Source organism: Amorphoplanes friuliensis DSM 7358 (assembly GCF_000494755.1).
Lineage (GTDB): Bacteria > Actinomycetota > Actinomycetes > Mycobacteriales > Micromonosporaceae > Actinoplanes > Actinoplanes friuliensis.
In genome coordinates this window covers 3,664,851-3,689,119 of sequence record NC_022657.1, presented here as the reverse complement: position 1 = coordinate 3,689,119, position 24,269 = coordinate 3,664,851, and the positions used below count along the sequence as shown (strand labels likewise).

The window sequence follows — 24,269 nt, the reverse complement described above, 5'->3', positions numbered from 1 at the left end:
AGTAGGACGCCGCTGCGAATTCCACGGGGGAAGAACTCGCAACGGCGTTGAAGCGACCATAGTCGATATCCCCCGGTACGTCCACGCGGGGGCACCCCCGACGGGCGGCCGGATCAGCGGTTCGCGCGTTCGATGCCCCGGCGGACGAGCCCACGGACGCCGCGCAGGGTCATGGCACGGATGGCCAGTTCACCCATCCAGACGTGGAAACGGGTGGGCGGGACGTACTGGGCCATCCCACGGCGGGCGCTCTCCTGGCGTCCGGTGACCTCAGGGCGCAGGCCGGCCTCCCACCGGGCCAGAGCGGCGCCCAGGTCGCCGGGATGGTCGAGCAGGGCGGCGCCGAGCCGGTCGGCGCCGGCCAGGGCGAGGGCCGCTCCGTGACCGGCGAAGAGGGTGACACACCACGCCGCGTCGCCCAGCAGGACAACCCGGCCATTGCTCCAGCGTGGAAGCACCACCTGACTGACCGCATCGAAGTACACGCCGGCCGGCAGGACTTCGAGGGCCTTCGCGACCGGGCCACCCAGGTCTCCGAACGCCGCGGTGAGCGCGTCGGCCGCTCCGCGCCGCAGCTCGGCGGCCGGGTCCGCGCACCGGTAGGTGAAGAAGGCCGCCGCCCTCTTCCCGCCGAAGGTCGCCGCCGTGCGGCCGGGTCCGATGTACGTGGTGGCGGTGTGTTCCGCCGCCGGGCCGGGCAGGGGAAACGCCGCCACGACGTACGGGAGGTCGACCTGCCCACCGGCGCCGAACACGGTCCCGCGGGTGCCGGACCGGACACCGTCCGCGCCGATCAGCAGATCGCCGTGCAGCGTCGTGCCGTCGCTGAGCACCACGCGGACTTCATCGGCGTCCTGGTCGACGGCCGCCACGGTGGTGCCGAAACGGAAGTCGGTGTGGTCGGCGACGGCGTCGTACAGCGTGGACTCGAGGTCACCGCGGAACACCGTGAGCGCCCGCGCGCCGAGGGCGGCCTCGGCCACCGCGGACGGCACGGTGAGCTTGGGACGACCGTCGGCGTGGACCAGCACGGTGGTGAACAGACCCACATCGTGCGACGCGAGCTCGGGGATCAGCCCGAGGCCCTCGGCGGCGTCGTAGCCGGGCCCGAGCAAGTTCACCAGGTAGCCGCCGGTGCGCCGCTGCGCCGCACGTTCCACCACGGTCGTGCGCCAGCCGTCCCGGCCGAGCCGCAGAGCCGCGGCCAGCCCGGCTATCCCCGCGCCGATGATCACCGCGTGTGGCATCGCGACCTCCCGGTAAGAATGAACAGTTGCTCAAAGCAGTATGAGCAGTTGTTCATTCTGATGCAAGGCCGGGCTTAGACTGCGGTCATGCCCCGTGGAGTTGCCATCCCCGAGCTGCGGCAGCAGCTCTTCGCCGCCGTCGAGCGGGTGATCGCCGGAGACGGGCCGGGCCGGCTCACCGGCCGGGCCGTCACCCGCGAGGCCGGTGTCGCCACGGGGCTGCTGCACGCCCACTTCACCACCTTCGAGGACTTCCTGACCGGGTACGCGGTCGACCGCGCCTTCCTGATCTCCGGCGAGGTGGCCGGGCTGCCCGCCCGCGCCGGGACGGGTTCGGTCGCCGGCAACGTGGCCGACGCCCTGCTGGCAGCACCCCCGGCCACCCTCCTGTCGCTGACGCGGCTGCTGGCCTACCGCCCGGAACTGACAGCGGGGATCGAGGCAGTGCTCGGCGACGGCAGCGCCGGTCTGCAGGCGGCCGAACGCGCGATCGCGGCCTATCTCGCCGCCGAACGGGGTCTCGGGAGGCTGCCCGACAACACGGACACGGAGTCCCTGGCGCTGGCCGCAGTGGCCGTTCTGCACCATGTGGCGCTCACGGGCGAGTCGGGTGCCTCCGCGGAGGCTCGCATCCGCCGGGCGACGGCCGCTCTCACCGGCACCACCCGGCTCCCCGAAGAACACCGCTAGAACGCCGGCCCGGGCTTCGCCGGCCGTCACGGTGGCGGAGCCGAGGCTCCCGTCATCGATCGACGGTGTCCAGCGGGGCCATCACCCGCAGGGCGTTGGCGTCCAGCCCGATCCGCATCGGGGTCGAACCGCACGGTTCGCCGTCGACCTCGACCAGCGCCGGCCGGTCGGTCTCCAGCAGCAGCTCACCGACGGCGATGAACGGGTCGTCACCCAGCGTGCGCCGGTCACCGCTGGCGGCGTTCCGGGCCGTCTCCCGCAGCAGGGTCCGGCGTGTCGGACCACCCACCGGGTACGCGACCAGCAGCCGGTCGTCCGCGTCGGCGTCCGCGGTGATCGGGCGCCCGGCGTGGAAACCGCCGTTCGCGACGTACAGCTGGTGGGTCAGGAACTCATGCTCGCGCCCGCCCGCGCGGACCGTCGCCCGCAGCGGCCGATGCCGGGTGAGCAACGCCAGGGCCGTCGCCGGGTACGCCAGCCGCCCGGTGAGCCTCTTCAGCGATCGCGGCGCCTTCCGCATCACCTCCGCGGACAGCCCGACACCGACGTGGTTGGTGAAGAGCATGTCGCCCGCGAGCCCCAGATCGACGTCGACCACCTTGCCGCCCGTCAGCGTCGCGACGGCGTCACCGAGGTCGAGCGGCACGTTGACGGTCCGCGCGAAGTTGTTCGTCGTGCCCAGCGGCAGCAGGCCCATCGCGATGTCCCGGTGGGCCAGCACGCGCGCACCCGTGCTGATCGTGCCGTCGCCGCCTCCGACGACCAGCAGGTCCGGACCCAGCCCGATCCCCCGCTCCAGGGTCCGCTCCAGCTCACCGGGCCGATCCACCGGGTACGCCCCCAGCAGCGTGAACCCGGCTGCCGTGAGCCCGGCGAGGGCAGTGTCGTAGAGCTTGCGACCGCGCCGGGCATGGGCGTTGACCACCAGCACCGCCCGCCGCTCGTTCCGGATGTCGTCGGTGAGCTGCTGCTTCGTACGCATTGCCGCAGACCTTATCGAAACTGGCGTCCGGGGCGCATGCTCGGCACATGGAAACGCCGGACGTCGAATCCCTGGTCCACTCGGCGTCGTCCGGCGACCGCCGAGCCCTCGACACCCTGCTGACCGTGTTACGCCCCGAAGCCCTGCGGTTGTGCGCCCGCTTTCTGCCGTACCGGGAGGACGCGGAGGAGGCCTGCCAGGACACGCTGCTGGCCGTCGCGAACGGCATCGGCCAGTTCCAGGGCCGGTCGTCGTTCCGCACCTGGTTCTACCGTGTCGCCGCCAACCGCTCCCGCTCGACCTACCAGCGCCTGCGCCGCCGCTTCGACGCCGAAGCCGCCGGTGTCCCCCTCCCCGACCACCCGGACCCGCAGCGCACGAGCGTGGTGGCCGGCACTCGCCTGGACCTGCTGGATGCCCTGGAGTCGCTCGCACCGGACCACGCCGAGGCCGTGGTGCTCCGCGACGTGCTCGGCCTGACCTACGGCGAGATCGCCACCCTCCTCGCCGTCCCCGACGGAACGGTGAAATCCCGCATCCACGAAGGACGCCGCCGCCTGCGCGAGAGGCTGACCTGACGTGCGCGGGGTTGTGGCTTTCTGCTCTGCGCTCGCCATCGCCTCACTGGCTGCGTGTGGTGGTGAGGCCCTCGCGCCGCTGCCCGGCCAGCCGGTCGCCGGAGTGACCGCGTCGGCGTCTCCGTCCTCTTCGCCCTCCGCGCCCCCGCTCAGCGCCAGTCCGTCGCCGTCCGCCTCGCCGTCTCCGAAGGCGAGGCGGACCCGCACCTCCCGGCCGCCGCAACCGAAAACCTCGTCGCCGAAACCGACGGACTCGACCGGCAACTGCCTGGGCGCGGTCCGCTACGACCTGAACCTCCAGGACACCGAACTGGCCCTGGTCAGATCGATGTGCTTCCACCTCGGCGGAACGCTGCGCCTGCAGGGCATCGGCCCGGGCCTGGTCACCGCGACACCCGAGTCCCTGGTCTCGCAGTTCTACGAGGCCGGGGTCGTGGACATCCGCTTCGTCCGCCCCGGCACAGTCACCGTGACAATCCCCCAGGACACCCAGACCTACACGATCACCGTCGTCGTGATCACCTAGCCCGCCGAATTCAGGGAACACCTCCAGCGATACCTACATTGGTGACATGACCAGCGGCTCCCCGACGAAGCCCAGCTGCCCCGGCAGCTGAAAGTGCAGGTAGACCAACCGTTGTGCGAGGACAGTCGGTCTCGCCGACTGGTTGGGCGACGTCTGCGGCCGGGTTTGACCGAACGGGGCCCGAGGCTGGACATCATCCGAAAAGTCATCGCCTTGGTGATGGCCCCGGCCGAGCCTGTTGAAGAGTCGAACACCACACCCGAGGTCGACTACTTTTTCCTTCACCGCACGTTTCTGGAACGGTTCGTCGAGGAAGCCATAACCGGGTCTCGACCGGCTGACTTCTCGCGTGACCCTGGTCTTTCGCCGAAGGACCAGAAGCGGGCGTTGCGAGTGCGACGCAAACTCCAACGGGTCTCCGCGGCGATCCGGAACGCCTACGAGCATGTCCGGGCCCGGCGTGAGCGGTTGAATCTGCGGGCGTTCAGCGCGCTGCTGATTCGGTCCGTGACCGAGATTCTCACCAGGACGGCGACCAGCTCGGCGCTCGCTGTCCGGTTGCACGTTGATCATTCGCCTTCGCCGGGCACGCGCGTGAACACCACCCGTCGAAAACTTCGTGGTCCGAGCACTGCCGGCCAGCCATCTGCTGACATCGGCTTGCGGGACCGTCGGCGTGCTTTCAAGGCACGGGACTCCCGCCCCTTCCTGGGAGTTTTCCGTGCTGGACCGGTACCTGCCCTCGTTACCTGACCTGTTCGACCCCACTCCGCTGGTGTGGATCGTCGGCGCCTTTACCCTCTATGTCCTGTTCTTGCTACCCTTTGCCCTGCTCAAGGGTGAGGTCGGGAAGAACGCGCGAGCGATTCTCAAGGACCTGTTCGCGCTCTTTCACGCGCTGCTCGACGTCTTCAAGGGTCGCGGTGGTCAGGCATGAGCCGGCCTCGCGCCTGCTCGGACGACACGTTGCTACTGGTCGTTCAGCTTGTCCGGGCCGGATGGTCGCAGCGCGCGATCAGCGAAGTGCTGAATGGGCTCGATATTCCGACCCCGAACGACTGTTCGCACTGGTACGCCTCGTATGTGTGCCGGCTTCTCCAGACCCGCGACGGAAGGAGGTTGCTCGCCGTGATCAGCTGACGGGTGGGTCCGGGAGCCAGGACAACAGGCGGCCTTTTGACCAGCAGCGGCCGAGGGCTTCGATCTGCCGGGTGGGGCCGTCGAAGAGGGCCACGCCGATGATGCTGTGGCCGGAGGCGGGGCGGTCGCCGTAGGTGGGTACGGATGGTGCGACGCCGACTCCCTCGGCCGACACCCAGGCCACCGGGCGGACGGCTTCCTCGAGGTGGTGCAGGAAGGCCAGGCGTTTTGCGGGCGACAGGCGCGACAGCGCCCACGTCGTCGTCACCACGGGCAGCACGTCGGCGGGGATGCGGCTCAGCGCCTCGGGCAGCAGCGAGACCGGATCACCGCGCAGCAGCACCGGAGGAGCCGATGCCGCGAGCGCGATCTCGGCGTCGTGCGTGGCGGCCAGTTCCGGGGGGAGGCTGGCCCGCAACCATCGGGTGTCCGCTTCGTCGGTCAGGTCCAGCGGATGCCGGTCGACACCGATCCGGGCGACGACCTCGGGCATCACCTGCGCCGGGACCGGCCGCCTCCCTACCAGAGAGGCCTTCACCTGCACCGGGGATGACCGATCGCCGAGCAAGAGTCCGTCGCTGTAGGTGATGCCGGTGCGGTTGACGTTGAGGTTGAGGCCGGCCGGGTTGCCCACGTCGATCAGACCGATGGTCGCCGCGCCGGCCCGGTGGGCTGCTTCGGTGATGGCCGGGTACAGCACGGTGTGGCGTCCGGTCTGGTCGGCCGGGACCTTGCGGCGGGTGGCGAGGGCCATGACCTCGTCGGTCATCCGGGCCAGCGTGTCGATCGCTGCGGCGGCCGCGGCGTCGCCGTCCCGCGCGGCGTACGCGGCGGCCAGGGCCGGGGCGTGGCCGGCGAGGGCGAGATCGTGCAGCGCGGCCAGGATCACGGCGGGACGCTGCTCGAGCAAAGGCGCGGATTCGCTGAGCACGGCGGCGACGCGCTCGTACAGCGGCGAGGAATTGATGGGCAAACTTTAGCGTGCCCGGACACCGGCGAGGAGGGTGTCGGTGAAGGCAGGGCTGTCCGGCGGCGGGGCGATCTGGACGTAGACCAGACCGGGATCGCCGGGGCGGGTGCCGACTGCTTCCACGATCTCCGCGCGGCCGTCGGGGCAGGCGCGGAAGGCCGCGATGTACCAGTCCAGCCCGGCGGCGCGCAGCGTGCGTACCGGAAGGGGTCTGCAGCCCTGGTTGGGGCGTTCGGCGACGAACTGTGACGGTGTGGTGGCGGCGTCGGCCCAGAGCCAGGCGAAGGCGCCGGGGACGGTGGTGTCGGTGGTCCAGCGGGCGGGGTCCGGGGAGATCACCACCACCGGGCCGGGTCGTGTCCAGTGGCCCGACCGGGCGGTCCAGCCCGCGGGGACCGGCAGGGAGAGCCGCCCGGCGGCGTCGACGACCGTGCCGGGGCGTGGGGGCAGGCGGTCGCCGATCGAGTCCGAGGCGAGGGCCACGAGCAGCACCGCCGAGGCCAGGCCGAGCACACCGCGGCCGGCGGCGAGGGCGAGCGGGCTTGCGCGGGAGCGGCCGATCGTGGCGCGGTCCAGGGCGGCGCCGAGCGCGGACGCGTCCGGGTATCGGTTCTCGGGGCGCCGGGCCGTGGCCGTGCGCAGGACCTCGGCGATCTTCGGTGGTGGCGCCGGGAGGAGCCGGAGGCCGAGCCGGCCCAGGCCGTAGACGTCGGCGCGGCGGTCGATGATCGCCAGGGGGTCGTCCTGCTCGGGGGCCATGTAGCCGGGGGTGCCGGCGCGGGCCGTCAGCCCGGAGGCGGCGGCGAGGGCCTTGGCCAGGCCGAGGTCGGCGATGACCGCCCGGCCGCCGGAGAAGAGGATGTTGCCGGGTGTCAGGTCACGGTGGACGATGCCCTGGTCGTGGAGGACGGCGACGCCCTTGCAGATCTCGCGCAGCAGGGTGAGCGCCGGCCCGGCCGGGATCGGATCCCCGGCGAGCCGGTCCCGCAGGCTGCCACCCTCGGCCCAGCCCATGACCAGGTACGGGCGCCCGTCGGGCAGCTCACCCAGCGCGTGGACCCGCACGACACGTTCGTCGTCGAGCCGCCACAGCAGCCGGGCCTCGTCCAGGAACCGTTCGCGGACGCGCAGGTCGTGGCTCCAGTTTTCCGCCAGCACCTTGATCGCCACGTGGGCCCCGAGCACCGTGTCGTGCCCCAGCCAGACGGTCGCGAAGGAGCCGATCCCCAGCAGCCGTTCGATGCGGTACGACCCGATCCGCGCGGGAGAGGTCACCACCGCCTGAGAGTAGCGGCCGGTGTCGTTCCCAGGACAGCACCGAACAAAGCGCGGCAGCGGCAGGACCAATCGGGTGACAGCACCACCCGAGGAAGCGGAGTCCACCATGCACCGATCGTTCGTCCTGGCCACCGCCGCGCTGCTCGCGGGCACCGTCCCCGCCGTTGCCGGAGCCCCGGACACCAGCCCGCCCCGGCTCGTGAGCGTCTCCTTCTCCCGCACGTCCGTCGCGGTCTCCGGGCTGACGCTCGTCCCGGTACGGATCCAGCTCCGGCTCACCGACACCTCGGGGGTCGCGGAGAACGCCACCGGCATGGGCCCGTCGCCACAGATCACGCTCGGTCCCGTCCCGGGTTTTCAGGAACGGCTGCATCCGCGGCTCGCCCTGACCTCCGGGACGGCGAGGGACGGCGTCTGGGGTGCGACCGTCAACGTGCCGTCGACCTGGGACGGCGTCGTGCGCATGACCTCGGTCGACGCCGTGGACACCGCCGGCAACGAGTTGTCCGTGCGGCCGGCGGACGCGGCGCTGCGGGTGATCGGCACGCACCGGCCCGCGCTGACCCTCACGTACACGCTGCTGCCCGGCGGCGGGTTCCGGATCCACGGGCGGGCGTACTTCACCGACACCGGGCGGCCGCTCGCCGGGCAACCGCTGGCGGTCGCGTACGACAGCGGCTGCGATCTCGAGGGCGGCGCGGCCGACTCGATCGTGACCGACGCCCGGGGCCGGTACGAGCAGCGGTGGGACAACGGCGAGCCGGGGGCCGCGGGTTGTGCAGCCCTGACCGGGGCGGCGGCGCCGGGCCAGTTCCGGACGCTGCTCGCGTACCGGCTCGGGGTCACCCGCCCGGGGGACTCGGCTGCGACGCAAGAAAAACTAGTCGGGGAAAACTAGATTTTCTGAACGGCCGTGGCTAACGTATCTCTCGTCGAACAGAGCAGGGAAAGACGCGGACGCGGTGCCCGGCCGTGAGGTCACGACGGGCACAGCAGGAGCCGAGGCGAGGGCCCATGCCCCCGAGGTCCGGCCCGGCTCCGTGGACCTCCGCACGTGACGGGGCCGGGAAATCGGTCGAGGGCTCCGTCGCCGGCGTGAGTGCACGACGCAAGGATCAGCGTTCCGAGGAGAGGGAGGGTTCCGCACCGTTGGATCGCCGCCGGCGGCCTGGAGGTCAGGCCGGGCGGTCATGCCCGCAGTTTCCATCGTACGAGAGGTGGTCACCGGTCACGAGAAAGCGATCCTCGCACCCGAACCCGCCACACGCGGCTGGTGCGGATACGACAACCCGGCGCGACTGCCGGTAGATGGTGTTTCAGACCCGATGACCCTGGGCCCCGGCGCGACCGCGCCGGGGCCCTCGACATGCAGGCACGGGTACCACCGGAAACCGCAGTAGCGTTTCCCTCATGCACCTGCGCCCGTACGGTGAGGCGGATCTGGCGCTCACCGCCGCGCTGGAGATCGACCCGGTGGTCATGCGGCATCTCGGTGGCGCCGCTGGTGACGACCGGGTCCGTGTCGTTCACGAGAAGCGTCTGGCCGGAGTGGCGGCCGGCGACCGGTACAGAACGGTCACACCGGCGGGGGCCGTCTCACCCGTCGGGATCGTGGCGATCTGGCGTACCCGGTGGGAGGAGGAATCGATCTTCGAGCTCGGGGTGATGTTCCTGCCGGCCCACCAGCGGCTCGGTCTGGGCCTGGCGGCGGCGCGGCTGCTCCTCGAGGACTTCTGGACGGCCGGGGTCTCGGACACCGTGCACGCCTTCACCGCCGTCGACAACGTGCCGGCCGGTCAGGCCTGCATCCGTCTCGGCTTCCAGCTCGAGGGCGACTGCGATCTTGATTACGAGGGGCGGCCGCTGCGGTGCCACCACTGGCTGCTGACCTCAGGCGGGCCGCATCGGTGAGCCCGCGTCGGAGAAGTCGTGGTGCAGCCACTTGAGCGTGTCGAGGAGGGCGTCGACCTCGGCGTCGGTGTTGGCCGCGGTGAGCTGGATGCGGAAGCCGACCTCGTCCCGCGGCACACCGGGGTAGGGCGCCAGAGTCACGTAGGCGCCGCGGTCGAGCAGCGCGCGGCCCACCGGCTGGAGCAGCGCCGGGTCGCGCAGCGGGACCTCGATCAGCGGGAAACCGGACTCGTTCGGGGTCTTCACACCGAACGCGTCGAGCTGGTCGAGCACCCGGGCGGTCAGGTGGTGCAGGTGGGCACGCAGGGCGTCACCACGCTCGGCGTTCACGTCGAGCCCGGCGTGGGCCGTGGCCAGCGACGCGGTGGGCACCGGACCGGAGTACAGGTACGGCGGACAGGTGATCTTCAGGTGCCGTTTGACGGCCGGCTCGCACGCGATGAAGGCGAGCAGCGACGAGTACGACTTGGACAGCCCGCCGACCAGCACGATGTTCTCGTACGTCCCGCCGGTGTGCTTGACGACGGCGTTGCCGCGGGCGCCGTACGGGGAGGTCTCGTCGGGGCGGCGCTCGCCGATGACACCCATGCCGTGGGCGTCGTCCACGTAGAGCAGTGCGCCGTGCTCGCGGCAGAGCTCGGCGAACGCGGTCAGGTCGGGGTGGTTGCCGGTCATGCTGTTGACGCCGTCCATGCAGACCAGACGGGGCTGGTCTGCGGGCGCCTGGCGCAGCAGCTCGGCGGCCTGCTCGAGGTCACCGGAGGCGAACCGCTTCACCGTCGCACCCTGCGCGCGGGCGTAGACGCAGCCGTCGTAGATGGTCCGGTGCGCGCGGCTGTCGAGCAGGATGGTGCCGCCCTTGCCGGCCAGGGCCGGGATCGCGGACAGGTGGATCTGACTGATCGTGGGCAGCGTCAGCACGTCGGGCGCCCCGAGCAGCTCGGCGAGGCGCTCCTCGAGCTGCGGGTACAGCCGGGGGCTGCCGAGCATGCGGGACCAGCTCGGGTGCGTCCCCCAGCGGGCGATCTGCTCCCCCACGGACGCCTGGACCTGCGGGTCGAGGTCGAGACCGAGGTAGTTGCAGGAGGCGAAGTCGGTCATCCAGTGGTCACCGACGCGGATGCGCCGGCCGTCGATCTCCTCGATGACCTGGTCCCAGAGACCGGCGTCGTGGAGCTCGGCGATGCCCTGCTGTCCCGGCGAGAGCGCGGGCAGACCACTGAGGAGGATGGGATTCACGTCAGCGAGTATTCAAGCTTCTTTCCTGTGCGCCAAACGTCCTGCGGAGGACGTGGGCGGCATCACGCGGCCGGTGTCACCTGCGTGTCCGAGTGCTCACTGCCTGCCATGTACCCCAGCACGGCGTCCTCGGGCAGGGGCCGGGCGAAAAGATAACCCTGCCCGTACGCGCAACCGCCGTCGATCAGCAGCTCACGGTGCTGGTCCGTCTCGATGCCCTCCGCCACCACGTCCAGCTGGAGTGTCGCGGCGAGCTGGATGATGCCGCGTACCAGGTCGTACTGCTGGGGTGAGGTCGCGATGGTGTCCACGAAGGACTTGTCCAGCTTGAGGGTGTCGACGTCGACGCGGTGCAGGTAGCTCAGGGACGAGTAGCCCGTACCGAAGTCGTCGATGGACACCTTGACCCCCGCGGCCCGCAGCGTCTGCAGCCCGGCGTGGATCTGCTCGTCGTCACCGAGCAGGAGGCTCTCGGTGATCTCGATGGTGAGCAGCTCGGCCGGGAGCCCGGCCCGGGCCAGCTCGGCGAAGACGCGCGAGACGAACCCGGCCGAGCGGAACTGCCGGACCGAGACGTTCACACTCATGTACGGCGCCTGTTCCGGCACGGCCGCCCGGAACTTCGCGGCGGCGTCGACGGCGTGCCGCAGCACCCAGTCGCCGAGCGGCACGATGAGCCCGGACTCCTCCGCGATCTCGATGAACTCCAGCGGCGGCACGAGCCCCCGGGCCGGGTGCTGCCAGCGGACCAGCGCCTCCAGGCCGCGGGTGTGCCCGGTGGCCAGGTCGACGATCGGCTGGAAGTGCAGCACGAACGCGTCGTCGGTGATCGCCTGGCCGAGGTCGGCGCGCAGCTGCATGCGCTGGAGCATCCGGGCGTGCATGGACTCCTCGTAGCGCCGCCAGCGCGGGGTGCCGCGCTTGGCGCTGCCCAGGGCCACGTCGGCCTGGGTGAGCAGGTCGTGGACGTCACCGGCGTCGGCGGTCGTGGCGACGCCGATGCTGGGCTGGATCGAGACGATGCTGCCGGCCGAGCCGCCGAGGAGGAACGGCTCGGTGCCCACGGTGAGGATGTGGACGGCGAGCGCCTCGATCTCGCTGACGTCCCCGACCGAGGTGACCACCACACCGAACTCGTCGGCGCCGAGACGGGCCACCGTGCCGTACGCGGCCGCGGCCGTGACCAGCCGCCGGCCGAACTCGTTCAGCAGCTCGTCGCCGATCTCGTGACCCATGGTGTCGTTGACGGTCCGGAAGTCGTCGATGTTGACCAGCAGGATCCCGGCGGTCCGGCCCGTCATGCCGGAGCTGGTGACGGCCGCCTGCGCCGCGTCCTGGAACCGCAGGCGGTTGCCCAGACCGGTCAGCGGGTCCCGGTACGCCCGCTCGAGCAGCTCACGTTCGAGCCGGCGGCGCTCGGTCACGTCGCGCAGGGTCAGCACCCGCCCGGCGACCGTCGGCTCGTCCCGGAGATCGCGGATGGTCACCTCGACCTCGGCGGGCTCGTGGCCGGCCCGGTGGGCCAGGTAGAGCGCGGTGGTCTCCTCGGGAGCGAGGGGGCTGGACAGCGGCTCGATGAGGTCCTCGAGGGCGCTGCCGACGACCGAGCCGGAGCGGAACAGCCACTGGGCCGATGGGCTGGCGTAGCCGACCCGGTCGTCGCCGTCGACGATGAGGATGACGTCGGTCGCGTTGAGGACCAGGGTGCGGAAGTACGCCTCGCTGTCCCGCTTGTTGATCTCGCGGTTCAGGGCGATACGGTCGATCATGCTGGCAGCCTGCCCGGCGAGGACCCGCGCCGCTTCGTGCAGCCAGACGAGCTCGAGCTCACCGGCGCCGACGTAGAGGTCACCGACCCGGGCGCCCCCGACCGCCAGCGGGCAGTGCAGCGCCAGCTCGAAACCGTCCAGCTGACCGGCGAGGCCGGGCGGCAGGGTGGTGACGTAGCGGAGGTCGCCGTCGCCGGTGGTGTCACCACCGGGCCGGCCGCCGTGCAGGATCAGGACCGTGCGGTGCGGGGTGCCCGGTCGCAGCAGGGCGGACACGGCACCGCGGACGACACGTTCGACCTCGTCCACGTCGGCCGCCCCGAGGAGCGTCTCGCAGGCCAGCCGCAGCTCGCGTTCGCGCACCACGGTCCGGCGCAGACCGGCGGCCACGACCGACATCCGGCCCAGCGACAGCAGGATCAGCACGGCCGAGACGACCGCGATCAGCACACCGTTGTGGACCGGGTTCCGAAGCGCTTCGACGAACAGCACCGTCGGCGCGATCAGGGAAGCGACCGTGAGGACGGCCCGCCGGGCGCGGAACTCGGTGGGCTGCATCACCACGCGGGGCTCGGTCAGCGCCACCATGGACGGGTGCAGCGCGGCCAGGCCGCCGGCCATGAAGAAGATGACCCAGCCGACGTCGATCGGGCCGCCCATGCTCCACTGCCCGTTGAGCCGTTCCAGGCTGAACGCGATGTCCGAGACGAGCAGCGCGCCGCCCGAGGTCACCAGGAACAGCACACTCCACCGGCGCTGGGCACCCAGCGCCAGCCGGACGAGGATGGCCAGCAGCAGCACGTCCCCGAGCGGGTACGCGACCGAGACCGCCTTCTGCAGCACGGTGAGATCGGGACTCGTCAGGTACGGGTTGATCAGGTAGACCCAGGCCAGGAAGCCGGCGCCGGCGGTCAGGATCAAAGAGTCGATCATGCTGGCGCGGTCCCGGGAGGGAGCACCCGTGCGGCTGAGCGCCAGCATGGCCGCCAGGAGCAGCGGGAAGGTCAGCCCGAGCGACACCGCGTCGGCGAGCGACGGGAACGACTCGTCCTTCAGCATCTCGGTCTGCACGACGGCGATCACCGAGCCGACGGAGAAGGCGAAGGTGCCGGCCGCGAGGAGCCACCACGGCAGGCGGCGGCGCGGTCGCAGGCGGCGGACGCCGTAGAGGATCGCGGCCACCGTGGTGACCACCATGCCGGCGAAGGCACCTCCGGCCGCTTCCGGCACAGTCAGGTAGATAGCGGACAAAACCAGGCCGACGGCGACATACCACCAGCTCAGGTGCCTGGTCATCCGCCCTCCTCCGTCGTCCGCCGATCAGTGTGTCGTCAACACCGCCGCATAGCGAGGTCTGCAGCGGACGCGTTCGCCGCTCCCGATCGGCAACCGGGCCGGAGAACTGAGTTCATTCACGTCTGGCAGGGTTTCCCCATGGCCCCGCACTGGCTCGAAGTGACCACGCTGTCCCAGCGACCGGACAGGGTGCCGCTCGCGGGACAGCTCGAGGATCCGGCCGTGGCGCCCTTCCTCTACCAGGACCCCGTCTCGGCGGCGCTCTTCCTCGATCTGGTCGGCCGCCACCCGGAGTACACACTGCTCGCGGTCGAGCGCAAAACCGGCCGTCCGGCCGCGATGGTCTGCACCCTGCCGTTCACCGAGACCGGCGGCCCTCCGCCGGGCGGTTACGACGCGGTGCTGCTGAGCGCGGCCGCCGACACGCTCGCCGGGCGCAAGGGCGCCTCGGTGTCGGCGCTGTTCGCGACCGTCCGGACCGATCTGCGCGGCCGCGGGGTGTCGGCCCTGATGGTGGACGCGGCCCGGCGCAACGCCGCCGGCCTGGGTCACACCGAGCTCCTCGCCCCGGTACGCCCGACCCACAAGCACGAGCACGTGGGCATGTCCATGGCCGAGTACGTGGCGTGGCGCCGCCCCGACGGCACCGCGGCGGACCCCTGGATCCGGGTGCACGAGCGGGCCGGCGGCCGCTTCGTCGCGGTCGCGCCGCACTCGATGACCATCACGGCCGGGCTGGCCGGCTGGCGCGAGTGGACCGGGTTGCCGTTCGACACCGCCGGACCGGTCGTCGTGCCCGGCGGCGCGGTGCCGGTGCTCTGCGATCCGGACCGGGACGTCGCGACCTACGTGGAGCCGAACGCCTGGTTCGCCCACGACCTGCGCGGCCTGTGAGCTGGTCGGGAAGCCCCGGGCGACGTCCTGCCGACCGGGAGGCGGGTGCCGTCGGCGAGAATCCGGTATGACGCTTTCACCGACGCCCGACCTTCTCGCCGCCCGGCAGAGCGTCTCGCTGACACCCGATCCGAGCCGGGTCATCGTCAAGCTCTTCGTCCCGGGTGAGGACGCGGCCGTCGTCCGCACCCGCGCCCAGGCCCTCATCGACCGCATCGCCGGACTGCCCGGTGACGAGGTCGACCGCCTGCTCGGGGAGACCGTGGCGCTCTTCGCGGACCGGCACCGCGATCTGGAGAGCACCTTCCTGCACCACTTCGAGCTGGTCCGGCACCGAGTGGAGCACGCCGCCGATCTCTCACCGCAGCGCCGGCTGCTGGTCGGCGCCTACTTCACCAACGAGTACGCCGTGGAGGCCGCTGCCCTCTGCAACCCCTCGGCTGTCGAGCACCCCGACCAGACCGGGCTCGGCGCCGGGCAGCTGCGGGTGGCCCTGAGCGTGCGGCAGATCGGCGAGGGACACCTGTCGTCGATCGGCTTCGCCACGGCGGTCGTCGGACCCGGCACCGAGCTGACGGTTGCCGGCCGCACCGGCCCGCTGGTCACCGGCAGCCGCGTCCCGGCCCGGCACCGGCGCGACCTGCTCGCGGCCGGCCTGGCCGACGACGGCTGGGACAACGAGGTGGCGGCGGCGCTGCTCGGGTCGCTGCCCGAGCACTTCGACGACGCGACGTTCGAGAGTGTCCTCGGGACACTGCCGGACGGCCTCCACAGTCGCGAGAACGCCCAGCGCACCCTCGAGCAGCTGCGCCGCACCAACGCCGCCGGTTATGCGACCGCCTTCCCGGAGGACACCCACCTGCACCAGCGGGTGCTGTGGCCGGCGACCCCGGCGGAGAGCAACGGCATGGAGGACGCGCGCTTCGTCCGGTTCGTCGGCGACGACGGGGTGGCGGACTACTGGGCCACCTACACGGCGTACGACGGGCGGGAGATCGCGGCCCGGACGATCAGCTCACCGGACCTGCGGCAGTTCCACATCGAGCCGATGCGAGGGCCCGGCGTCCGCAACAAGGGTGTTGCGCTCTTCCCGCGTACCGTGGGCGGGCGCCGGCTGGCGCTGTCCCGGGCCGACGGGGAGACCATCGGGTTGACCGAGCTCGACGACCAGGCCCGGTGGCGGACGCCGGTGCCGCTGCACGCCCCCGGGCGCGGCTGGGAGCTGATCCAGACCGGCAACTGCGGCTCACCCCTGGAGACCTCCGCGGGGTGGCTCGTGCTCACCCACGGTGTCGGGACGATGCGCCGGTACGCGATCGGGGCGATCCTGCTCGACCTGGACCACCCCGAACGCGTGCTGGCCGAGCTCCCCGGCCCCCTGCTGTCCCCCGACGCGACCGAACGCGACGGTTACGTGCCCAACGTCCTCTACTCCTGCGGCGGACTGATCCACGACGGGGTGCTGTGGCTTCCCTACGGCGCGAGCGACGCCCGGATCGGCTTCGCCACGGTCGAGGTCGAGGCGCTGCTCGCGGCCATGGTCAGGGCAGATCGATGACGCCGCCGAAACCCTCCGGCCGCTCGCAGGTCGTGCTCACGGTGACGGAGGTGCCGGTGCGGGCGCTCTCCAGCATCGACTCCATGACGTCGAGCACGTGCAGCGCGACGTCGGCGCCCGTGCGGTGGGGGCGGTCCTCCGACAGGGCATCGGCCAGGTCGAGCAGACCCACACCACGACCCGCTCCGGCGTACCCGGAGGTGGGTGGGAGGGTGACCCACTCCGGCGCGACGGCGGTGGAGAGCCGCACGTCCCCGGCGAAGTGGTTGGGGTCCGGCACCGACAGCGAGCCCGACGAGCCGTAGACCTCGATGAACGGCAGGTTGGTCGCCCACACGTCGAAGCTCATGATCAGCGTGGTCAGGGCGCCACCGGTGTGCTCCAGGACCCCGGTGATGTGCGTGTCGACCTCGACGGGGAACGTCGTACCGGCGCGCGGGCCGTCCCCGATGCTGCGTTCGCTGCGCGGGCGCGACGACATGCCCGCCACGCGGCGTACCGGTCCGAGCAGGTGGATCAGGGTGGTCAGGTAGTAGGGGCCCATGTCGAGCAGCGGGCCACCACCGGGCTGGTAGTAGAACTCCGGGTCGGGGTGCCACCGCTCGTGACCCGGCACGGTCATGAAGGCGGTCGCCGTGTGGGGGACGCCGATCAGCCCGGAGTCGACGGCGGCCCGGGCGGTCTGCACGCCGGTCCCGAGCACGGTGTCGGGTGCGCAGGCGGCCCGTAGACCGGCGCCGGCGGCCGCGGCGGCGATCGCCCGGCCGTCGGCGCTCACCGCGGCCAGGGGCTTCTCGCCGTAGACGTGCTTGCCGGCGGCGAGAGCGGCCAGAGCCACGGGTGCGTGCCCGGCCGGGGTGGTGAGGTTGAGGACCACGTCGACGTCCTCGGCGGCGTACAGGTCCGGCAGGCCGAGGACGCGGGCACCGGGATGCTGATCGGCCAGGAGCTGGGCGCGTCCGGCGTCGAGGTCGGCGACCACGGTCACCGGCAACCGGTCGGCCAGCCGGGCGAGCGTGGCGCTGTACTGAGCACTGATCTTGCCGGCGCCGACGACGCCGATCCTCAGCGGGCTGCCCACAGCAGTCCCCTCTCGACGATGGTCCGGACGTTCGGGTCCTGCAGGATGTCGGTCTTGTGGCCGGGCGTGGCGACGAAGACGCGCCCCTGCCCCCACCGGCGCGTCCACACGGCGGGCGCGGTGACGGGCCGGCTCCACGGCTCCCACGGGCGTACGGCGGTGGTCGTGGTGGCGAGGACGTCGTTGTAGTCGTCGGTCAGCACCCAGTACTGCTCGGTCTCGAGGTCGAAGTCGGCCAGGCCCTCGGTGATCGGGTGGCCGGCCGCGGCGGCCGTCAGGGTGATGCGGTGCGGCACGTAGTTGTCGGACTGCTCACCGGCGCGCTCCCCCGGCGCGGTCCGGGCGGCGTGCGCGGCGAACTGCCCGCCGACGAGCTGCAGGTAATCGGCGCTGGCACGGTAGGAGTCGACGATGCCGCCGTGCCAGCCGGCCAGACCCGTACCGGCGGCGACCGCGGCGACCAGGCCGGCGACCTCCTCGCGCTCGATCGAGGACATGGTCATGCACTGGAGGACCAGGTCGGTCCGGGCCATCAGCTCCGCATCCGCGTAGGGCGCCGGGGAGTCCGCCACCTCGACGGTGAAGCCCTGCTCCCGCAGATAGGGAATGAACAGATCGGTGGCCGCGACGGGTTCGTGCCCGTCCCAGCCCCCGCGAACAATCAGCGCCCGGCGCTCGAGTGTCATCAGCTCCCCCTCGGGTCCATCCTTACAGTGATGGTCATCTTCGCAGCTCGCACCGGGGTGTGGCGCAAAGACGACATGGCACCACCTGGACACGGCCCGGTTCCGCGGGCAATTACCGTCATTTGTCCCAGGCAGCGCTGCATTTTCATTGATTGCCATTGATACGGTGGCCACAAATGGGATATCCGGGCAGGACACCGGGGTCCTTCGGGGCGGAAATGGTTAACCGCGGTGTGACAATGCGGCATTATCGTCAGGCATCGATTGATCAACTTCACCTAGGCCAGACCGGAGATCGTGGGGATCCGGAAAGGGTGGCACATGTGGGACATGCTGGGGAGTCCGGTTGCGTCGTTGGCCATCGGCATCGCCTCCTCACCGGATGATCGCAAGAAACTCGCCCAGCTGCTCGGCGGCACCGAGGCGTTCCTGATCGTGTCGAGCGTCGACCAGGCCCGGCAGTTCCTGAACGTCGTGGAGACCTCGGCCGTCGCGGCGACGGCCGCACCGGTGGCCGGGCCGCCGGTCGCCGAGCCCGTGACCACCGCACCGGCGTCGGCGGCGCTGAGCGTCGACTCCGACCGGCGTGTGCTGCGCTGGCACGACCGCGAGGTCGGGCTGACCCCGCTGGAGCACGACTTCCTGCACTGCCTGGTCGCGACGCCCGGCCAGGTCTGGACCTACCAGCGGCTGCACCTCGAGGTGTGGGGCAACGAGCACCTCGGCCGCGGCTCCGACATCCACTCGGTCGTCCGCCGTGTCCGGACCAAGCTCGCCCTGCTCGACGCCGCCGCCACCATCCACGCCGTCCGCGGCGTGGGCTACCGGCTCGCGGCGACCGGCTGACCGAGCCGCCCCGCCTCCGGCCAGGGCCGTCCCGCTTCCCGAGCCGTCCCGCTTCCCGAGCCGCCCCGCCTCCCGACGAACCGGCCCGCCTGCTGATTCCAGCAGGCGGGCCGGCTCTCTGTCAGGACCCCGTCAGGTCAGCAGCGGACCGGCAGCAGAGCGAAGTCCTCCACCGCCGGTGTGCTGGTGTTGATCTTCGTCGACCGGGTCTGCGGCTTGAAGCCGTCCTTGGCGACGATCATCGTGAGCGGGTTGTTGCGCTTGTCCATCCAGTAGGCGTACTTGCCCGCGGCGTCGGTGGTGAAGGTGAACGACATCGCCCACGAGTCCACCTGGACCGTCGCACCGGACAGCGGTGCGCTGGTGCCGGAACAGGTCTTCCCGGACACCGTGCCGAGCAGCTTGCCCCACGTCGTCGGCGGCTGCGCGGTCAGCGTGACGTCGACCGGCGGGACCGAGTACGGCGTGTTCTCCTTGATCGCGACGCCACCGGAGTAGGTGCCCGGCTGGTCGACGTTCGCGGTCATACCGACCGTGACCTTGACCTTGGCGCCCGGAGCCAGCGTGGCCTCCGTCTTGTCGATGCTCAGCCAGCTGACGTCGGCGCCACCCGCGGCACACTCCTCGAGCCCGGGCAGTGCCTCGCTGTCGGCCGTCGCGGTGAAGCCACCGGACGCGCCACCGACCTTGTAGAAGCCGCACGCCGCGCCGCCGCGGTACCGGGCGGTGTTGGCGTTCGGCAGGTTCGCCCACGAGTTCGACGCCGGGTCGTAGGCAAAACCGGCGTTCGAGATCGCACCGGCCTGCGAACCACCGACGACCAGCAGGGTGCCGTTGGCGACGGCGAACGAGCTGGCCCAGTTGTCGGACGGCGCGTCGGCGATGGCGGCCCAGGTGCCCGCGGACGGGTCGAAGGTGTACCCGGCCTTCTGGGACACCGAACCGTCGTTGCCACCGGTGCAGTAGACCGCACCGTCGATGCCACCACAGGCGGCGAAGGCGAGCGCCTTCGGGTAGTCCGCCACGGTCTCCCAGGCGTCGGCGTCCGGGTCGTACCGGACGACGTCGTTGGACATCGGGAGACAGCTGGAGGTCGTGCAGCCGCCGATGGCGTACAGCTTGCCGTCGACGACGGCCTGGCCGGCCGCGGAGCGCGGCGCGGGGTTGTCGGCCTTCTTGGTCCAGGCGTCCGCCGCCGGGTCGTACGACCAGGTGGTGGCGTCGGGACCGGCCGCGGCCCAGCCGCCGGTAGCGATGATCTTGCCGTCGAGCACACCGACGGTCATGGCGCTGCGGGCGCCCGGAAGGTCGGCGATCGGCGCCCAGGTCTGCGCGACCGGGTCGAAGACGAAGCTCTTCGCCGTCGAGGCCGTGCCGTCGGTGCCACCGATGGAGTAGACCTTGCCATCGACGTTCACCACGCGGTTGTCCATCACCGTGGCCGGGTAGTCCGAGATGTCCGACCAGGGTGCCGCCTGCGGACCCTGAACGGCCGGGGCAACCGCGGCGATGCCCTTGCCGGGCTTGGCCGCGAACGACGTCGGAGCGGTGATGCGCTGCTCCGGCGCGCCCTCGGAATTGAGGATCTGCTGCTTGGTCAGCTTGGAGCCGTCGGCGCGCAGCAGCTCGAAGCCGTTGTCACGCTCGCTGAACTCGACGTCGACCGGCGCCTTGCCGGTGTTGGTCACCGTGAACGACTTGCTGACCTTGCCCGAGGGCATCCGTGCGGTGCCCGCGAGCGCCGTCGGCGAGACCGAGAGCTGACCGGCGGCCAGCTCGAAGTTCGCCTGGGTGGCCCAGTCCGCCTCGACGTCGACCGTCTTGGTCTGCGAGACGTAGTTGCCGGCCTTGGCCGTGAACTTGTGCGAGCCGGTCTTCGACGAGAACATCCAGTAGAAGCCGTCCGCGAGCCCGGTGTCGTCCGGGGTCGCCATGCTCGTGGCCTTCTCGCCCGGAGCGTCGTCGCTGGTGACCGTCGCGCCGTTGACGTACGTGCCGGTGTTCTCGTCCTTGACGTTGCCGAGGACCAGACCGCCGTCGACCGGCTCACAGGTCCGGGCGCTGCCGATCAGGACGTCGTCGACCTCCCACCACCACTCGTACGTGGCGTCGTAGTAGTGGAAGCGGACCTGCACCGCCGACTTGCCGGCGGCCTGCGGGAGCGGCACCTCGGTCGTGCGCGGACCGCGGGCGTCGGCCGACTGCCGGAGCACGTTGGTCCAGGTGGTACCGCCGTCGACGGTGACGTCGACGTCGGCCTTGTCGGTGCCCAGCCAGTCGTAGTCCTGGTTGAACCGGACCACCGGGGTGGCGACGCCGCTCAGGTCGATGACGGGGCTGACCAGCGAGGTGTCCTGACGGCCACCCGCGCCGTAGTCGTCACTGTCGATGATGGCGAAGTTGCCGGTACCGCCGGTGAGGTTGCCGCGTGCACCACTGTCGGTGAACTTCCACACCTGGCCGTTGCCCGCGTTGTCCACGACGGACCAGCCCGCCGGAGCGGTGGACCCGTCGAAGGTCTCGTACTCACCGTCGGACTTGTACGCGTACCCGGGCGCCGTGGTGCACGCCTCGAGGTCGACCGGCACCGCGACGTTGTTGGTGACGTTGCGCGTACCGACGACCAGGTCCTTGGTGACGGTCTCGTAACCCGGGTACTCCGGGTCGACCGTGATCGCGTACGTGGCGCCGGCCGGCAGGCTGAAGCTGTAACGACCGTTCGCCGGGGTGGTGTAGTCGGACACGCCCGACGGGCCCGCGACGCTGACCTTCGCGTACAGGGGCCAGCCGTGGCCGGAACCGTCCGTGACCGCACCGCTGACGGTGACACTCGGAACCGCGGCCAGCGCGAAGTTGACCGTGGTGGTCGCTCCGGTGGTGACCGTGGCCGACGCCGTCTTGCCGGCGTAACCGAACGCCGTCACGGCGACCTGGTACTCACCGGCCGGCAGCAGCGACGAGAACTTCCCGTCCGCTCCCGTGGTGAGGTCGCGTGCCGCGGCACCCGTCAGGGTCACCGTGGCGTTGGGGATCGGGGCACCGGTCGCCTCCGCCGTGACCGTGCCGTTCAGGGTGCCGGTGTCGCCGATCGGGGCGGCGTTGAGCAGGGCCAGCGCGTCGAGGCGGCCCTCACCGAAGACGTTGTTGTCGTCGGTGGTGCCACCGCACTGCGTGTCGGCCTTGTCGATCGCCGTGTTGTCCAGCAACGCCCGCGTCGCCGCGACGTCACCGACCAGGGCGGGAGCCGCCGACCACAGCAACGCGATCGCGCCCGCCAGGTGCGGCGCGGCCATCGACGTGCCGTTGAAGCTGGCGTACCCGCTGCCCCGGACGCTCGAGCGCACGTTCACGCCGGGCGCCGAGATGTTCGGCTTGATCTCGCCGTTCTGGCCCGCACCGCGGCTGGAGAAGCTCGCGATGTTGTTGTTGATGTCGTAGGCGCCCGACGAGAAGTTGCTGACCGAACTGCCCGGCGAGCCGGAGGTGTTGCAGCCCGAGCCGCTGTTGCCGTTGGACCAGGTCCCGAAGATGCCCGAGGCGGTCCACGCCAGCGTCACATCCTCCATGAACGGGTCGTTCGACGGCAGCGTCGTGCCCCAGGAGTTGTTGATGATGTTCGGCCGCTTGCTCGCGTCCGGGTTCGCACCCGCGAGGTCGGTCGGCTCCAGCATCCACTGCCCGGACTCGATCAGGGCGGCGTCGGAGGGGCAGCAGCCGTTGGCCGCGATCCACTTGACGCCCGGCGCGACACCGATCTGGTTGGCGCCGTCCGAGCCCGCCATCGTGCCCATGGTGTGCGAGCCGTGGTTGTTGGTGTCGCAGGGCGCGCCGTTGCAGGAGTCGGCCACGTCGAACCAGTTGTAGTTGTGGTCGAACGTGCCGTCGCCCTTGTTGCCGCGGTACGACTTCACCAGCGCCGGGTGGTCGAACTGGACACCGGTGTCGATGTTCGCCACCGTGATGCCCTCGCCCGTGACCCCGTACTGGTCCCAGACGTCATCGGCGTTGATGTTGGCGATGCCCCACTCGAGGGCGTTCACCGTCTTTTCCGTGGCGCCCTTGGTGACCTCGGGAACCTTGTACTCGCGGGTCGGGTAGAGACCCTGGACCTCGGCGTGCGCGGCGAAGCTCTGCACCATCGCCTGCGAACCGCCGGTGACCTTGATCGCGTTGCTGGCCCAGAACGTCTGGTACTTGGTGCCCGTACCGTCGAGCTCGGCCTTGATGCCCGCCTGGCTGTCGGCCGCGGTCTTGCGAAGTGCGTCGGCAACCGCCTTGCCGCGCTTGTCCCAGTCCTTGATCGCACTGGCCGCGCTCAGATCCGCCTTGGCGCCGAACCGGATCCAGAAGTCCCCCGCGTTCTTGTCCTTCAGTTGTGCGGTCAGCTCCGGACGGATCTTGTCGTCTTTGGACGCGGCCGGCGCCGCCGAGGCGGGCGTCGCCGAGCCGATGGCCACGAGGCCTGCGGCAAGAATGCCGGCCATGCCCGCGGCGACCAGGGATCTGGCGCCGCGTCTCCTGCTTGGACGTCTTGACACTGTTGCTGTCTCCTTCAGGACGACCCCGGGTAGGAACGAGCGATGGAGTGGGTGAGGGGTCTGCGCTGACCGTTGGGATGAGACCGGTCAGCGGGAACCCGCGCCCAGACGCCGGGCGGGTCACGCCGGCTGCCCGGTTGGACACTATGATCGGTATGAATGGATGATCAAGCCATTAGGTGAGCAACTCGTCACTATCGGTTGGTAAGCGAAACAAGGCACCTCGGGTGCAGACCGGGCAGACATGCCCTCGTTCCAGGCAGGTGCCGTGGCCGAACTCGACGAAGGTGCCGGAGCGGAAGCCGGGCGTGCCGACGAGTTGCTTCCTTTGCTCATCGCGGTGGCGCCGTCGGCCGCCGACCGGATCCGCCTCGCCGAACGTCTCGAGGGCATCGCCCCGCTGTTGCTGGTGTCCGATCTCGACGAGCTCCGCCGGCTGATCGCCAACGCTCCGTCCCGGCCCGCGGACGACGCCGCCCCCGACGAGTTGCTGATCGACACGGCCCGGCCCGCGGTCCGCCACGGCGACCGGGAAGTGGGCCTGACCAGGCTCGAGCTGGCCCTGCTGGCCTGTCTGCGCACCGAACCGGTCCGGGCCTGGAGTTACCGGGAGCTGCACCGGGCGGTGTGGCAGGACGAGGGCCTGGAACGCAAGGCCGACGTGCAGTCGCTGGTCAAACGACTGCGCCGCAAGCTGAGCCGCATCGGCACCGGGGTGACCATCGACGCCGTCCGGGGTGTCGGTTTCCGGCTCACGGACCACCGGCAGCCGCGCGTCAGCAGCGACGTGCCGGCCGCCTGACGACAAGTTGATTGTTTTGGGCAGCCTCGTGCGCGCCGGCCCACCCTGGGTAGCGTGCTGACTCATGAATGGTGACGTAGCACTGGCCGCTCCGCATCCCGAGGCCGTGGCAGCGGGCCGGGCCGTCGTCGCCGCGGGCGGCAACGCCCTGGACGCCGCACTGGCCGCGGCAGCCGCGCTCACGGTCGTCTACCCGCACCAGTGCTCGATCGGCGGTGACCTGACCGCGATCGTCCGG

Annotated in this window: 19 protein-coding genes and 1 pseudogene; 11 read left to right on the top strand and 9 right to left on the bottom strand. The window is 71.1% G+C overall.

Translation table 11 applies throughout. The features are described from left to right. Window positions 1-113: 113 nt before the first annotated feature. Entirely contained in the window at window positions 114-1,247 is a 1,134-nt protein-coding gene (locus AFR_RS17190) for an FAD-dependent oxidoreductase (RefSeq protein ID WP_023361853.1), read from the bottom strand. Window positions 1,248-1,334: 87 nt separating this feature from the next. On the opposite strand from AFR_RS17190, the gene AFR_RS17185 reads away from it, so the two are divergent. After that, window positions 1,335-1,937 (top strand): hypothetical protein, encoded by a 603-nt coding sequence (locus AFR_RS17185; protein ID WP_023361851.1) that lies wholly within the window; start codon window positions 1,335-1,337, stop codon window positions 1,935-1,937. 52 nt (window positions 1,938-1,989) lie between these two features. Here the strand turns inward: AFR_RS17185 and AFR_RS17180 are convergent, their stop codons facing one another. Next, window positions 1,990-2,919 (bottom strand): diacylglycerol/lipid kinase family protein, encoded by a 930-nt coding sequence (locus tag AFR_RS17180; RefSeq protein ID WP_023361849.1) that lies wholly within the window; start codon window positions 2,917-2,919, stop codon window positions 1,990-1,992. A 47-nt stretch (window positions 2,920-2,966) separates the two neighbouring features. On the opposite strand from AFR_RS17180, the gene AFR_RS17175 reads away from it, so the two are divergent. The 3 genes from AFR_RS17175 to AFR_RS17165 all read left to right on the top strand — a co-directional run bounded on the left by AFR_RS17175 (window position 2,967) and on the right by AFR_RS17165 (window position 4,960). Continuing rightward, the gene (locus AFR_RS17175) at window positions 2,967-3,497 is read left to right on the top strand and encodes an RNA polymerase sigma factor (RefSeq protein ID WP_023361847.1); all 531 of its coding nucleotides are present in this window, start codon (window positions 2,967-2,969) and stop codon (window positions 3,495-3,497) included. A gap of 1 nt (window position 3,498) precedes the next feature. Then, window positions 3,499-4,023 (top strand): hypothetical protein, encoded by a 525-nt coding sequence (locus AFR_RS17170; RefSeq protein ID WP_041840930.1) that lies wholly within the window; start codon window positions 3,499-3,501, stop codon window positions 4,021-4,023. A gap of 721 nt (window positions 4,024-4,744) precedes the next feature. Next, window positions 4,745-4,960: a hypothetical protein gene (locus tag AFR_RS17165; RefSeq protein ID WP_023361843.1), complete on the top strand. Its 216-nt coding sequence runs from the start codon at window positions 4,745-4,747 to the stop codon at window positions 4,958-4,960. Window positions 4,961-5,155: 195 nt separating this feature from the next. On the opposite strand, the gene AFR_RS17155 is transcribed toward AFR_RS17165, so the two are convergent. Together AFR_RS17155 and AFR_RS17150 are read right to left on the bottom strand one after the other, a co-directional pair. Then, on the bottom strand, window positions 5,156-6,136 hold the full coding sequence (locus AFR_RS17155) for a DUF2332 domain-containing protein (protein ID WP_023361839.1): 981 nt from the start codon (window positions 6,134-6,136) through the stop codon (window positions 5,156-5,158). Window positions 6,137-6,139: 3 nt separating this feature from the next. Then, window positions 6,140-7,411: a serine/threonine-protein kinase gene (locus tag AFR_RS17150; RefSeq protein ID WP_023361837.1), complete on the bottom strand. Its 1,272-nt coding sequence runs from the start codon at window positions 7,409-7,411 to the stop codon at window positions 6,140-6,142. Window positions 7,412-7,517: 106 nt separating this feature from the next. On the opposite strand from AFR_RS17150, the gene AFR_RS17145 reads away from it, so the two are divergent. Together AFR_RS17145 and AFR_RS17140 are read left to right on the top strand one after the other, a co-directional pair. Continuing rightward, a complete protein-coding gene (locus AFR_RS17145; protein ID WP_023361835.1) occupies window positions 7,518-8,309 on the top strand; it encodes a hypothetical protein in 792 nt (263 codons plus the stop codon). 512 nt (window positions 8,310-8,821) lie between these two features. Then, window positions 8,822-9,322 carry a GNAT family N-acetyltransferase gene (locus AFR_RS17140; protein WP_023361833.1) on the top strand — a complete coding sequence of 167 codons (501 nt, stop codon included), beginning with the start codon at window positions 8,822-8,824 and terminating at the stop codon, window positions 9,320-9,322. Here the strand turns inward: AFR_RS17140 and AFR_RS17135 are convergent. Then, the gene (locus AFR_RS17135) at window positions 9,302-10,561 is read right to left on the bottom strand and encodes an aminotransferase class I/II-fold pyridoxal phosphate-dependent enzyme (RefSeq protein ID WP_023361831.1); all 1,260 of its coding nucleotides are present in this window, start codon (window positions 10,559-10,561) and stop codon (window positions 9,302-9,304) included. The two genes, AFR_RS17140 and AFR_RS17135, sit on opposite strands and share 21 nt — an antisense overlap. Window positions 10,562-10,623: 62 nt before the next feature. After that, on the bottom strand, window positions 10,624-13,626 hold the full coding sequence (locus AFR_RS17130) for a putative bifunctional diguanylate cyclase/phosphodiesterase (RefSeq protein ID WP_023361829.1): 3,003 nt from the start codon (window positions 13,624-13,626) through the stop codon (window positions 10,624-10,626). 138 nt (window positions 13,627-13,764) lie between these two features. Between AFR_RS17130 and AFR_RS17125 the strand changes: the two genes are divergently transcribed. Both AFR_RS17125 and AFR_RS17120 read left to right on the top strand, forming a co-directional pair. Beyond that, complete coding sequence (locus tag AFR_RS17125) at window positions 13,765-14,520, top strand: hypothetical protein (protein ID WP_023361827.1); 756 nt, start codon at window positions 13,765-13,767, stop codon at window positions 14,518-14,520. 67 nt (window positions 14,521-14,587) lie between these two features. Continuing rightward, window positions 14,588-16,078 carry a glycoside hydrolase family 130 protein gene (locus tag AFR_RS17120; protein ID WP_023361825.1) on the top strand — a complete coding sequence of 497 codons (1,491 nt, stop codon included), beginning with the start codon at window positions 14,588-14,590 and terminating at the stop codon, window positions 16,076-16,078. Here AFR_RS17120 and AFR_RS17115 read toward each other — a convergent pair. Together AFR_RS17115 and AFR_RS17110 are read right to left on the bottom strand one after the other, a co-directional pair. After that, window positions 16,062-17,159, bottom strand: coding sequence for a Gfo/Idh/MocA family protein (locus AFR_RS17115; RefSeq protein WP_023361823.1), 1,098 nt, complete (start codon window positions 17,157-17,159; stop codon window positions 16,062-16,064). The two genes, AFR_RS17120 and AFR_RS17115, sit on opposite strands and share 17 nt — an antisense overlap. Continuing rightward, window positions 17,144-17,845 (bottom strand): ThuA domain-containing protein, encoded by a 702-nt coding sequence (locus AFR_RS17110; protein WP_023361821.1) that lies wholly within the window; start codon window positions 17,843-17,845, stop codon window positions 17,144-17,146. Before AFR_RS17110 ends, AFR_RS17115 begins: the two co-directional genes overlap by 16 nt. A gap of 330 nt (window positions 17,846-18,175) precedes the next feature. Here AFR_RS17110 and AFR_RS17105 point away from each other — a divergent pair, with 330 nt between their 5' ends. After that, window positions 18,176-18,691, top strand: coding sequence for a winged helix-turn-helix domain-containing protein (locus AFR_RS17105; RefSeq protein WP_041842314.1), 516 nt, complete (start codon window positions 18,176-18,178; stop codon window positions 18,689-18,691). Between the two features lie 137 nt (window positions 18,692-18,828). Here AFR_RS17105 and AFR_RS17100 read toward each other — a convergent pair whose 3' ends face one another. Further along, window positions 18,829-23,229: a S8 family serine peptidase gene (locus AFR_RS17100; protein WP_041840929.1), complete on the bottom strand. Its 4,401-nt coding sequence runs from the start codon at window positions 23,227-23,229 to the stop codon at window positions 18,829-18,831. A 268-nt stretch (window positions 23,230-23,497) separates the two neighbouring features. Between AFR_RS17100 and AFR_RS17095 the strand changes: the two genes are divergently transcribed. Together AFR_RS17095 and AFR_RS48410 are read left to right on the top strand one after the other, a co-directional pair. Next, complete coding sequence (locus tag AFR_RS17095) at window positions 23,498-24,031, top strand: winged helix-turn-helix domain-containing protein (RefSeq protein ID WP_041842313.1); 534 nt, start codon at window positions 23,498-23,500, stop codon at window positions 24,029-24,031. Between the two features lie 64 nt (window positions 24,032-24,095). Then, a pseudogene (locus AFR_RS48410) lies at window positions 24,096-24,212 on the top strand (hypothetical protein); the annotation flags it as partial. Between the last annotated feature and the right edge of the window lie 57 nt (window positions 24,213-24,269).

Bases quoted from the DNA above. Each gene is read 5' to 3' on its own strand.
- AFR_RS17180 (WP_023361849.1), bottom strand. From the start codon at position 2,919: ATGCGTACGAAGCAGCAGCTCACCGACGACATCCGGAACGAGCGGCGG.
- AFR_RS17140 (WP_023361833.1), top strand. From the start codon at position 8,822: ATGCACCTGCGCCCGTACGGTGAGGCGGATCTGGCGCTCACCGCCGCG.
- AFR_RS17120 (WP_023361825.1), top strand. From the start codon at position 14,588: ATGACGCTTTCACCGACGCCCGACCTTCTCGCCGCCCGGCAGAGCGTC.
- AFR_RS17185 (WP_023361851.1), top strand. From the start codon at position 1,335: ATGCCCCGTGGAGTTGCCATCCCCGAGCTGCGGCAGCAGCTCTTCGCC.
- AFR_RS17125 (WP_023361827.1), top strand. From the start codon at position 13,765: ATGGCCCCGCACTGGCTCGAAGTGACCACGCTGTCCCAGCGACCGGAC.
- AFR_RS17130 (WP_023361829.1), bottom strand. From the start codon at position 13,626: ATGACCAGGCACCTGAGCTGGTGGTATGTCGCCGTCGGCCTGGTTTTG.
- AFR_RS17145 (WP_023361835.1), top strand. From the start codon at position 7,518: ATGCACCGATCGTTCGTCCTGGCCACCGCCGCGCTGCTCGCGGGCACC.
- AFR_RS17175 (WP_023361847.1), top strand. From the start codon at position 2,967: ATGGAAACGCCGGACGTCGAATCCCTGGTCCACTCGGCGTCGTCCGGC.
- AFR_RS17190 (WP_023361853.1), bottom strand. From the start codon at position 1,247: ATGCCACACGCGGTGATCATCGGCGCGGGGATAGCCGGGCTGGCCGCG.
- AFR_RS17110 (WP_023361821.1), bottom strand. From the start codon at position 17,845: ATGACACTCGAGCGCCGGGCGCTGATTGTTCGCGGGGGCTGGGACGGG.
- AFR_RS17105 (WP_041842314.1), top strand. From the start codon at position 18,176: ATGCTGGGGAGTCCGGTTGCGTCGTTGGCCATCGGCATCGCCTCCTCA.